The sequence below is a fragment of the Flavobacterium psychraquaticum genome (genome assembly GCF_034497725.1).
GTDB classification, from domain to species: domain Bacteria; phylum Bacteroidota; class Bacteroidia; order Flavobacteriales; family Flavobacteriaceae; genus Flavobacterium; species Flavobacterium psychraquaticum.
On the sequence record NZ_JAXKVR010000022.1, the window covers coordinates 100,271 to 112,280 of the forward strand.

Consider the following 12,010-nt stretch of genomic DNA (forward strand, 5'->3'; position numbering starts at 1 on the left):
AAAGCTATCGGATTTAAAAACAGCATGTAAGCGTAAAATTACCCGATTTATTAAACAAGTATTTTTACGGTAGATACCAGGTAATTTTACGGGGATGCCATTTTAACATTTCATCCATTCATAAGTTATAAAAATGTCATAAATTAGACCAAATATTTATTTTTATTAGAATGAAATCAAAATTGAATTACTTCCTATTGACCTTTGTTTTACTGGTATCATTTTCAAGTAAGGCGGCTTTTATCCTAATTCCGATGGAAGTAGAAACCCAACAAAATCATTTAAAAGCCTATGGAATAACTTTTTGGGCATTAGAGAATAACTATAAAGCAAGTTGGTTGCTAAATTATAGAGGAGGGGCTTTTTTATTACCCGATGCGCCCGAAATTAGAAAAGAATGTCAAATTAGAGGTGTTACATTTGAGATACTTTCGGACGCTGCTACAAACTCTGTTTTAGAAGAAATTAGTGGGCCATCAAAAAATATGGAAACTGTAGTTTTGGAAAAAGCACCAAAAATAGCTGTTTATACACCAAAAGGTAAACAACCTTGGGATGATGCTGTAACCTTGGTTTTAACTTATGCCGAAATTCCGTATACTGAGATTTATGATGAAGAAGTATTAGCAGATCAATTAATTATGTATGATTGGTTGCATTTACACCACGAGGACTTCACGGGACAATATGGAAAATTTTTCGGGAATTATAGAAGTACGCCGTGGTACATTCAACAAAAAGCCGATTCGGAAGCACTTGCCAAGAAATTAGGATACAACAAAGTATCGGAAGAAAAATTAGCTGTAGCCAAAAAAATCAGAGATTTTGTAATTGGTGGCGGCTTTATGTTTGCTATGTGTTCCGCAACGGATAGTTTCGATATTGCACTTTCTGTAGAAGGTGTGGATATTTGCGAACCAATGTTTGATGGCGATGATTCCGATGCAAATTATCAAGCTCGAATTGATTATGCCAATACTTTTGCTTTCAAAGATTATAAATTAGAGCGTTCTCCTATAGTATATGAATTTTCAAATATAGATACAACCGAAGAACATGGTAAAGGAAGTTTTACTATGGACAAAGATTATTTTACGTTAATGGAATATTCGGCAAAATGGGATCCAATCCCAACCATGCTTTGTCAAAATCATACCCAATTGGTAAAAGGGTTCATGGGCCAAACGACTGCTTTCGCACCAGATAAAGTAAAATCAAACATTCTGGTAATGGGAGAGTGCAAAATCAATGGAGAAGCCCGTTACATTCACGGTACAAAAGGAAAAGGAATGTTCACATTTTATGGCGGGCACGATCCAGAAGATTATCAGCATAGAGTAGGAGACGCACCTACCGTTCTAGATTTGCATCCAAATTCTCCAGGTTATCGTTTAATTTTGAACAATGTTCTATTTCCAGCTGCACGCAAAAAGAAGTTAAAAACGTAACTAGCTTTTCAGAATATCATTTATAATTCTAAAATGATGGTTCGTATGCAGAACTAAAAATTTCACTGTCGCTTTTTTGTTTAAATCATCAAAAAACGGATGTTTGAAAAAAGCATTTTTATCTAATTCATTCCAAGCTACTAAATTAGCTTTGATATTTTTTAGATTCAATTCTAATGATTCTTTTGAAATTTCTCCTTCTGGTCGTACTAATTTTGGAGCTTTAACTTTTCCTCTAGGAATTTTATTTAAAACATCAACAATCATAAAACGTTTCAAATTGAATTTCCATTTGTATTCCGCCGGATTTGAAGCTTTGCAAGCCATAACAATTTGATCAATCGTTTTTAAACTGTGTTCAATATGCCAACCCACACTTCCCGCAGATACTTGAAGATTTACAGTTTTATAGTGTGTTATTTTAGATTCTAACTCGTTTATTAATTGATTAAATTTATCCATTTCTATTTTTTTATGTTCTATAAATATAATAAATCCCAAAATCCATAACAGAATTTGGGATTTACACTTTTAAACTAACTATTAGGCTTCTTCGTTTTCTTTATCTAAATACTCTTGAACTACTTCAATTGCATTGGTAATTACGTCGCTTAAAGCTGTAATAAAACTGCCGTCTTCTGCGCTATTCATAGCGTGTTTTAATGCTTCTACTTCTTTAGGAATTACTTCGTGTGTAACGTTTTTACCACTTTCTGCGATTCCTTGTAAAATAAGTGCATTTATTTCTTCTTCAGTTCTACCACGCAAGTGTTTTTCTTGACGAATGATAATGTGATCAAACATTCTTGCTGCAATCAATGCACATTCTCTGATATCTTCATCTCTACGATCGCCAACACCAGCAATAATCCCGATTTTTTTGGTAGCTTCTACCGAATTCAAATAGTCTTCGACACCGCGATATCCAGACGGGTTGTGAGCAAAATCAATTAGGACTTTAAATTTTTTAAATTCGAAAATATTCATTCTTCCTGGCGTTTGTGCAGCACTAGGAATAAAAGTTTGCAAAGATAAACTGATGTCTTCCGTTTTGAAACCATATAAATAGCCTGCTAAAGTAGCTGCGAGAACATTAGAAATCATAAATTTAGCTTTTCCGCCTAATGTTAAAGGAACGTGAGTTGCTCGCTCTACGCGAATTTTCCATTCTCCTTTTTTTATCGTGATAAATCCATTTTCGTATACCGCTACAATTTTTCCTTCTTTTGCTAATTGTTTTACAACCGGTGCATCTTCATCCAAACTAAAGTAAGCAATATTGCAACTTAATTCTTTTGCAATTTTCATACAATATTCATCTTCGGCATTTAAAATAGCCCAACCATCTTTTTTAACACTTCTAACAACGGTTGCTTTCACACGCGCTAAATCATCTAAAGTATCGATGTCATTTATACCTAAATGGTCTTCTTGAATATTGGTTACAACACCAATATCACATTGACTAAAACCTAAACCAGATCTCAAAATACCGCCACGAGCCGTTTCTAAAACAGCGAATTCAACAGTTGGATCTTTTAAAATATACTCTGCAGAAATTGGTCCGGTTGTATCTCCTTTTTCCATCATGTGATTTTGCACATAAATTCCATCTGAAGTTGTAAATCCAACTTTATAACCATTATTTTTAACAATATGAGCAATCAATCGCGTAGTGGTAGTTTTACCATTAGTTCCTGTAACCGCAATAATAGGAATGCGACTTGGTTTTCCTGGCGGATATAACATATCAATTACAGGAGCAGCAACGTTTCTCGGTAATCCTTCAGAAGGAGCCAAATGCATTCTAAAACCTGGTGCAGCATTAACCTCCAAAACACAACCACCATTTTCTTTTAAGGGTTGCGTCAAATTTTCAGCCATAATATCTACGCCACAAACATCTAAACCAATTACGCGCGCAATGCGTTCGCAAAGAAAAATATTTTCTGGGTGAATCATATCGGTAACATCTAAAGAAGTGCCGCCTGTACTCAAATTTGCAGTAGATTTTAGATAAACAACTTCATCTATTTTTGGAATTGTATCTAATGTATAACCATAATTAGTTAATAAATCGGTCGTATCTCGGTCTACATCAATTTGAGTTAGGACATTTTCGTGACCGTATCCTCGTCTTGGATCTAAATTCGTGATATCAATTAATTGTTGAATGGTTTGCTTTCCATCGCCTTTCACGTGAGCTGGTTCTCTTTTGGCGGCGGCAACTAATTTGTTATCGATAATTAAAACACGGAAATCATATCCAGTAATAAATTTTTCAACAATAACACGTCTGCTATATTTTTTAGCATAGGCTAAACCTTCTTTGGCTGTTTCAAAATCTTTTACATTTATTGAAGCTCCTTTTCCGTGATTTCCATCTAATGGCTTAATTACAATTGGATATCCTATTTTGTTTATTACTTTTTGCAAATCTTCCTCATCAACACAAATTCCACCACTTGCCACCGGAATTGATGCCAAGTCAAGCAAACGCTTTGTTTCTTCCTTATTACAAGCGATATCTACAGCAATATTGCTGGTCTTGCAAGTAATTGTAGCTTGAAAACGCATTTGATTTACACCATAACCTAGCTGTACTAGTGAATTTGTTCCCAATCTAATCCACGGAATATCTCGTGCAACGGCTTCTTCAACTATACTTCCTGTTGAAGGACCTAGTCGAACTTGCTCACGGATCTCACGCATTTTTTGAATATCTGCCTCAACATCATAATCAGTTCCAGCAATTAAAGCGTCAGCAATAGCAACGGCACTTTCTGCAGCAAACAGACCTACATTTTCTTCGGAATAACTAAAAACAACATTGTATACACCAGGAGTTTTGGTTTCTCTCGTTCTACCAAAGCCAGTTTCCATACCAGCTAAAGTTTGAATTTCTAAAGCGATATGCTCAATTACGTGACCCATCCATGTACCACGTTCTACACGCATAAAAAAACCGCCACGACAACCTTCAGAACAACGATGTTCAATCATGGAAGGAAACATAGCTTCTATTCGTTCCTTAAATCCATCGATTTTATTTGTTGGAAATTGCTCCATTTCCTCTAAATCCAAACGCATTTGAATTAACTTTTTGCGTCGTATACTCCAAATATTGGGACCTCTCAAGGCTTGAATTTTTAATATTTTCATAAAAAATGGGATTTGTGTTTTGAATGGGTAATCATTTTGTTAAAAATAGAAAAAAATACGATATATTACGCTAAAAAAGAAGTATATATTTTAATTATTTATTTATTCATTTTTTATTTTATAAGAAATTATACCAACTGCTTTTTATTTGAATAATAAATAAAAAATAATTATTTCTTTACTGCAATTTGGTTTGTGTAGTATTAAGAAATAGTTATTTTTACGCAATGGAAATACAAGGAAAATTAATAATCATTGGTGGAGCTGTTGACAGAGGAAGTTTTACAGAAAAGAACCTTGATAAAGATATTACAAAGAATTTAAACTTCTTTGAAGCCGGAATTTTAAAAAGAATTATCAACGAATCTAAACATAAAGAATTGTCTCGTATTGAGGTAATTACAACAGCGTCAGTAATTCCACGAGAAATTGGACCTGAATACATAAAAGCATTTGGTCATTTAGGAGCAAATAATGCAGATGTTCTCTATATCGAGAAACGAGAACAAGCAAGCGACCCTATAGTTTTAGAGCGATTAAGAGCGGCTGATGTAGTTATGTTTACCGGAGGTGATCAATTGCGATTGACTTCTATTTTAGGCGGCACACAATTTGATACTATTTTGTTAGATAAATATAGAAATTCTGAATTTATGTATGCAGGAACGTCTGCTGGAGCGGCGGCCGCTTCTACAAATATGATTTATCAAGGAAGTAGTTCAGAAGCTTTATTAAAAGGAGAAGTGAAAATCACATCGGGTTTAGGCTTAATTGATGGTGTAATTATTGACACACATTTCGTTAAAAGAGGAAGAATTGGCCGATTATTTCAGGCTGTTGTTGGAAACCCAAAAGTATTAGGAATTGGTCTTGGAGAAGATACTGGTTTGTTAATTACAAATGGACTTCAAATGGAAGCAATTGGTTCTGGTTTAGTAATTGTAGTGGATGGAAGAGAAATTAAAGATACTAACATTACGCAAATTGCACTTGGAAAGCCTATTTCAATAAATCATTTGGTGACGCACGTAATGAGTAAATACGATAAATTTGATTTAGATACACGTAAAATGAGTATTCAAGATACGCAACACGTAAATTAATTTTTAATGGCTAAAATTATTATTCACGGTGGATTTTTTTCAGAATCTTCAACTAGTGCAGCAACTAAAATTGCAAAACAAGAAGCGCTTCTACGAATTGTAAAAGATTCTTACGCGTTTTTACAAAATCATTCCGCTTTAGAAACTGTGGTTTATGCTGTTTCTCAGTTGGAAGATGATGAATTATTTAATGCAGGAATTGGTTCGCAAATTCAATCGGATGGAAAAATTAGAATGAGTGCTTCGCTTATGGATGGCGTTTCGCAAAAAATGAGTGGTGTTATTAATATCGAAGAAGTCAAAAATCCAATTCAAGTTGCAGAAATTTTAATGCAAGTAGATGATCGAATTTTAGGAGGAAGCGGTGCAACTAATTTTGCAAGAAATAACGGTTTTGAACCTTTTTCAACTGAAATTCCGCAAAGAAGAAACGAATACGAAGCAAAAGTAGCTTCTTTAAGAACCGGAACCGTGGGTTGTGTAGCTTTAGATAAAAACGGAAATATCGCAGTAGCAACGTCAACAGGAGGAAAAGGATTCGAAATACCAGGAAGAATTTCTGACTCAGCAACTGTAGCGGGAAATTATGCTAATGAGTTTTGCGGAGTAAGTTTAACAGGAGTAGGGGAAGACATTGTAAGCAACGCCACCGCTGCAAAAATTGTGACTCGAGTAACAGACGGATTTTCTATTGAGAAAGCCTTTGATAAAACTTTCAATGAATTAAAACCTTATGATGGTTTTGCTGGAGCAATTGGAATCGACAAACACGGAACTATCTTTCATCAAGATTCGCATCCCAGTATGGTTTTTGCCAGTTTTGATGGTACAAATGAAGAAGTATTTAATTAGAACTAATTATATAAAACAAGAAACCCGAAAGTAGTGCTTTCGGGTTTTGTTTTTTTATACTTTTATTCTAATACTTCTTCCTTAAAATTCCAAAATAAAATTCTACTCGCTTTATTTCCGTGCTGCATTTCTACAATTTTGTAAGTAGCTTTTACTTTTTTAAGATGAACAAATAACGGTTTCAAATGGTCTTTTTTGGAAACCAATGTAGAAAACCATTTCACCTGAAATTTAAAATGAACACTTTCATAAATCATATTGCTAATAAAAGCCAATTCACCACCTTCACACCATAATTCTGTATTCACACCACCAAAATTCAAGATTGGTTTTTCAGTAGTGTCGGCACCTAAATTCTTATTTTTACGAATAGTTCCTTGCAGTGCTTCTTCCTTTGAACTGTGAAATGGCGGATTACAAATCGTTACATCGAAGCGTTCACCAGCTCTAATGATGTTTTTAAAAATAGCTCTTTTAGAACTTTGCAAACGAATTTCTACATTTTCACGCAATTTCTGATTCCAATTCACGTTCGTTTTTGCTGCTCCAAAAGCTTCTTTATCCACTTCACTTCCTACAAAACGCCAATCGTATTCGGCTACTCCAATAATGGGGTAAATACAATTCGCACCCACACCAATGTCTAAAATATTAATTTTATGTTTAGTTTGTATCGTGCCATACATTTCTTCAATTATATCAGCTACTTGATGAATATATTCGGCTCTTCCAGGAATAGGAGGACATAGAAACCCCTTTGGAATATCCCAATTCTTTAAGCCGTAGAAATGGAGCAATAAAGCTTTGTTTAGCATCTTCACAGCTTCAGGATCTGAAAAATCAATACTTTCTGTGCCAAATTCATTAAGACCCACAAATGGCTTTAAATCGGGATTGCTTTTGATTAAGGCTTTAAAATCGTATTTGCCGTTGTGTTTGTTTTTTGGATGGAAACCTTTAGTGCTTTTTGTAGTATTCAAAATAGGATATGTTTATGGTGCAAAGTTAAATAATTTTTGGCAATAAAAAACCCCGATAAATCGGGGTTTAATATATAAGTAAGATAAACTGTGTTAGACGTAAATTATTTAATTGTGTTTACTACAGCTGTGAAAGCTTCTGGGTGGTTCATAGCTAAATCTGCAAGAACTTTACGGTTCAATTCGATGTTGTTAGCTTTTACTTTCCCCATAAATTGAGAGTAACTCATACCATGTAATCTTGCACCAGCGTTGATACGCGTAATCCATAAAGCACGGAAGTTTCTCTTATTTTGTTTTCTATCACGGTAAGCATAGCACATTGCTTTTTCTACCGCGTTTTTAGCTACAGTCCAAACGTTTTTACGTCTACCAAAGAAACCTTTGGCTTGTTTTAATATTCTCTTTTTTCTAGCTTTTGTAGCTACTGAATTTGTTGCTCTTGGCATAATTTTAAATGTTTTTTGTAGTAAGGCGACCTTTCGATACTTTTAAACTCAGTATAAATACTTTGTTAAGCCCACTCCAGGGTTACTAAATTGTTTTAACCAAACAATCAATGAAATATTTTATCGTTTTTATTCGCTCCTTTCGGGAACAAAATTTTGCGATTAAATTAAGTTCAATTGTTGTTTAATGCTTCTTTCATCTGTTTTATGTACTAAAGCAGAGTGAGTTAAAGCTAATTTACGCTTTTTAGATTTTTTAGTCAAAATATGACTTTTAAAAGCGTGTTTTCTTTTGATCTTTCCAGAACCAGTAACTTTGAATCGTTTCTTAGCACTAGATTTCGTTTTCATTTTAGGCATTTTCTTCCTGTATTTATAATCTATCTTACTTACTTATTTTTATAGTGCACTTACTGCAACTCTTTTCTTATTTGAATGTGTTAGGAAACACACTAAATTATTTTGCCTTTTTCTTAGGAGCAATGTACATAATCATACGTTTTCCTTCTAAAACTGGCATTGCTTCAACTTTTCCAAACTCTTCTAATTCTTGTGCTAAACGCAATAATAAGATTTGTCCTTGTTCTTTGTAGATAATTGAACGCCCTTTAAAGAATACAAACGCCTTTAATTTAGCACCTTCTTGTAAAAATTTTAAAGCATTCTTTTTCTTAAATTCATAATCATGCTCATCTGTTTGTGGTCCAAAACGAATTTCCTTCACCACAATTTGAGTAGATTTTGCTTTTAATTCTTTATCTCTCTTCTTTTGTTGATACAAAAATTTACCATAATCCATCAATTTACAAACGGGCGGTTCAGCATTTGGAGAAATTTCAACCAAATCAACTTCCTGCTCCTCGGCAAAACGAAGTGCTTCAGCTATTTTATAAACTCCAGGCTCAATATTTTCGCCTACTAAACGTACTTCAGGAACACGAATCAAATTGTTGATTCTGTGTGCTGCTTTTTTCTCTTCACGAGGTTGAAAACCTCTGTTGTTTCTAATTGCTATGGCCTTATAATTTTAGTTAAACTTAAAATTCTTTTAATGTTTTTTTAATCTCTTCATTCACCATTGAAGCAAAATCTTCAATAGTTGTAGTTATATTCCCTTTTCCTTCTTGTCCGTGTGTTCTAACAGAAATCGTTCCGTTTTTCTCTTCTTCCTCACCTACAATCAGCATATACGGGTATTTCTGCATTTCTGCTTCTCTAATTTTCCTACCGATTGTTTCGTTTCGGTTGTCTACCACGGCGCGAATTTCGTGATTTTCTAGCAATTCTAAAACTTTTTTCGCATAATTTTCATATTTCTCACTTAAAGACAAGATTATAGCCTGTTCTGGCATCAACCAAAGTGGGAAATTTCCTGCTGTGTGCTCTAATAAAATCGCAATAAAACGTTCCATCGAACCAAAAGGCGCTCTGTGAATCATAATCGGACGATGCAATTTATCATCAGCTCCTTTATAGGTTAATTCAAAACGCTCTGGTAAATTATAATCTACTTGAATCGTTCCTAATTGCCAGCTTCTTCCTAAAGCATCTTTTACCATAAAATCCAATTTTGGACCATAAAAAGCGGCTTCTCCAGATTCAATCACATAATTTAAACCTTTGTCTTTCGCTGCACTGATAATTGCATTTTCAGCTTTTTCCCAGTTTGCAACATCTCCAATATATTTGTCCGGATTGTCTAAATCACGAACAGAAACTTGTGCTGTAAAATTCTCAAATCCTAATGAACCAAAAACATACAATACTAAATCAATTACGTTTTTAAATTCCGAATCCAATTGATCAGCAGTACAAAAAATATGGGCATCATCTTGAGTAAATCCTCTTACACGAGTTAAACCGTGTAATTCACCAGATTGTTCATAACGATAAACCGTTCCAAATTCAGCATAACGCTTAGGTAAATCTTTGTACGACCAAGGTCTTGCATTATAAATTTCGCAGTGATGCGGACAGTTCATCGGTTTTAACAAGAATTCTTCACCTTCATTTGGTGTGTGAATTGGTTGAAAACTATCAGCACCATATTTAGCATAATGTCCCGAAGTTACATACAAATCTTTCATACCAATATGTGGTGTGATCACTTGCTCGTAACCTGCTTTCTTTTGTGCTTTTTTCAAAAACTGCTCTAATCTATCGCGCAAAGCCGCACCTTTCGGTAACCATAAAGGTAGGCCTTGACCCACTTTTGGAGAGAAATGGAATAAATCCAATTCTTTACCTAATTTTCTATGGTCTCTGCGTTTTGCCTCTTCTAATAATTCTAAATATTCAGTTAAGTCTTTTTGCTTCGGGAACGAAATTCCGTAAACACGCGTTAACTGTTTGTTTTTTTCATCACCTCTCCAATAAGCACCGGCAACAGATAAAATCTTCATCGCCTTAATAATACCCGTGTTTGGAATATGACCACCACGACATAAATCAAAGAAATTAGCATGATCACAAAAAGTAATGGTTCCGTCTTCTAAATTCGAAATCAATTCTGTTTTGTACTCATTATCCTTATATACTTCTAATGCTTCTGCTTTCGATACCGAACGCATTTTAAATTCGTGCTTCTCTCTGGAAATCGCTAAGATACGATCTTCAATCTGTTTAAAGTCAGCATCTGTGATTTTTAAATCACCAAAGTCAACGTCATAGTAAAATCCGTTGTCTATCGCAGGGCCTAAAGTCAATTTAATCCCTGGATACATTTCCTCTAAAACCTGAGCCATAACGTGTGAAGTAGAATGCCAAAATGCTTTCTTACCCGCAACATCATTAAAGGTATATAATATAAGTGTACCATCCGTGGTCAATTCCGTCGTAGTTTCAATAGTGGTGCCATTGTAAGAAGCCGAAATAACGTTTCTTGCTAATCCTTCACTAATGCTTTTCGCAACATCCATTGGAGAAACGCCTTGAGCCATCTCCTTAACCGACCCGTCAGGTAAAGTAACTTTTATCATTTTTATAATTTATAAGCTGCAAATATAAAGCTTTAATAAAATCAATACAATATATATAAGGTATAATGTTAAAATTTATTTTCCCAGCAGCACACGTTTAGGATTTCATAAGACTTTTGGTCCCGCTGTGCGTTCTATCTTTTTATAAACCCACCAGGTTTTTGAACCTGCTGTTTTTCTAAAAAGGATGCCACTTCCATCGGGGCTATAATACACTAGTATTTTTTCAATTCACTTTCCTTCCAAACTTTGTCCTGCTATCCCGATATTTCGGGACTCGTTTCAGCGTCTCAATTGCTAGTCCTAATATATAAGGAATAAATTTCCCCAACCATTTCGCCAATCCTTATCCTGCAATCCCGATCCTTCGGGAATCGTTTCAGTATCTCATTATTTCAACACCTATATATAAGGAGAGCTTCTTTCAAATCCTATCTTAGGAACTAAATTACTTTCTGTTTAAGAAACAATACAACCGTACTTTAAATATTATAATAAAATATACACCTATATATAAGGAGCGCTTCTTTCAAATCCTATCTTGGGAATTAAATTACTTCCCATTTAAGAAACAATAAAAGCGTGTTTTAAATATAATAGTAAAATTCACACCTATATATAAGGATTGATTTTTCGAAACAACCAAAATTCAAGTGTAATTCCATAATTTAAATCTGCATTAAAATAAAAATGCTAAAAAGCTTCACGGCTAGAATTGTGTAAAAGCAACCAAAAACGACGATTTTCAACAAAATTGCTTTTATTTTTAAATTGACACAACTAATTTGAATAGGAGTGGGCTTATGTGCTACGAGCAATAGATCACAAAGATTGCTTCTTTATGATGCAAACATAAAAAAACTTCAAAAAAACTTTTGTATATTAACTTCTTGTTATCAGAGAGTTAAGGCAACGGGTTAAAAAAGATTAAAAATAAAGTACTAAAAGGCTTGTGAGTGCGAAATATTTTTCTACTTTTGCACCCGCATTAGAGAAGAAGTTCAGACACATATTGAGGATTAAACAAGGCTAAAAAAA

The 12,010-nt window shown here is 34.2% G+C and carries 10 protein-coding genes; 3 read left to right on the forward strand and 7 right to left on the reverse strand.

What is annotated here, in order from left to right; all coding sequences use genetic code 11:
* Positions 1-170 precede the first annotated feature (170 nt).
* Positions 171-1,448, forward strand: coding sequence for an asparagine synthetase B (locus tag T1L09_RS02705; RefSeq protein WP_322549411.1), 1,278 nt, complete (start codon positions 171-173; stop codon positions 1,446-1,448).
* Here T1L09_RS02705 and T1L09_RS02710 read toward each other — a convergent pair whose 3' ends face one another.
* Together T1L09_RS02710 and cphA are read right to left on the reverse strand one after the other, a co-directional pair.
* Positions 1,449-1,910 (reverse strand): DUF1569 domain-containing protein, encoded by a 462-nt coding sequence (locus T1L09_RS02710; protein WP_322549412.1) that lies wholly within the window; start codon positions 1,908-1,910, stop codon positions 1,449-1,451.
* An 81-nt stretch (positions 1,911-1,991) separates the two neighbouring features.
* Positions 1,992-4,610: a cyanophycin synthetase gene (gene cphA / locus T1L09_RS02715; RefSeq protein WP_322549413.1), complete on the reverse strand. Its 2,619-nt coding sequence runs from the start codon at positions 4,608-4,610 to the stop codon at positions 1,992-1,994.
* Positions 4,611-4,837: 227 nt separating this feature from the next.
* Between cphA and T1L09_RS02720 the strand changes: the two genes are divergently transcribed.
* Together T1L09_RS02720 and T1L09_RS02725 are read left to right on the forward strand one after the other, a co-directional pair.
* The gene (locus T1L09_RS02720) at positions 4,838-5,713 is read left to right on the forward strand and encodes a cyanophycinase (protein ID WP_322549414.1); all 876 of its coding nucleotides are present in this window, start codon (positions 4,838-4,840) and stop codon (positions 5,711-5,713) included.
* Between the two features lie 6 nt (positions 5,714-5,719).
* Entirely contained in the window at positions 5,720-6,565 is an 846-nt protein-coding gene (locus tag T1L09_RS02725; protein WP_322549415.1) for an isoaspartyl peptidase/L-asparaginase, read from the forward strand.
* Between the two features lie 62 nt (positions 6,566-6,627).
* Here the strand turns inward: T1L09_RS02725 and rlmF are convergent, their stop codons facing one another.
* From rlmF to thrS, 5 genes are all read right to left on the reverse strand, one after another.
* Positions 6,628-7,548 (reverse strand): 23S rRNA (adenine(1618)-N(6))-methyltransferase RlmF, encoded by a 921-nt coding sequence (gene rlmF / locus T1L09_RS02730; protein ID WP_422718386.1) that lies wholly within the window; start codon positions 7,546-7,548, stop codon positions 6,628-6,630.
* A gap of 101 nt (positions 7,549-7,649) precedes the next feature.
* On the reverse strand, positions 7,650-7,994 hold the full coding sequence (gene rplT / locus T1L09_RS02735; protein WP_322549417.1) for a 50S ribosomal protein L20: 345 nt from the start codon (positions 7,992-7,994) through the stop codon (positions 7,650-7,652).
* Positions 7,995-8,156: 162 nt separating this feature from the next.
* Positions 8,157-8,354 carry a 50S ribosomal protein L35 gene (gene rpmI / locus T1L09_RS02740; protein ID WP_133610709.1) on the reverse strand — a complete coding sequence of 66 codons (198 nt, stop codon included), beginning with the start codon at positions 8,352-8,354 and terminating at the stop codon, positions 8,157-8,159.
* 97 nt (positions 8,355-8,451) lie between these two features.
* Positions 8,452-9,003 (reverse strand): translation initiation factor IF-3, encoded by a 552-nt coding sequence (gene infC / locus T1L09_RS02745; protein WP_322549421.1) that lies wholly within the window; start codon positions 9,001-9,003, stop codon positions 8,452-8,454.
* Between the two features lie 28 nt (positions 9,004-9,031).
* Positions 9,032-10,972, reverse strand: coding sequence for a threonine--tRNA ligase (gene thrS / locus T1L09_RS02750; protein WP_322549418.1), 1,941 nt, complete (start codon positions 10,970-10,972; stop codon positions 9,032-9,034).
* Between the last annotated feature and the right edge of the window lie 1,038 nt (positions 10,973-12,010).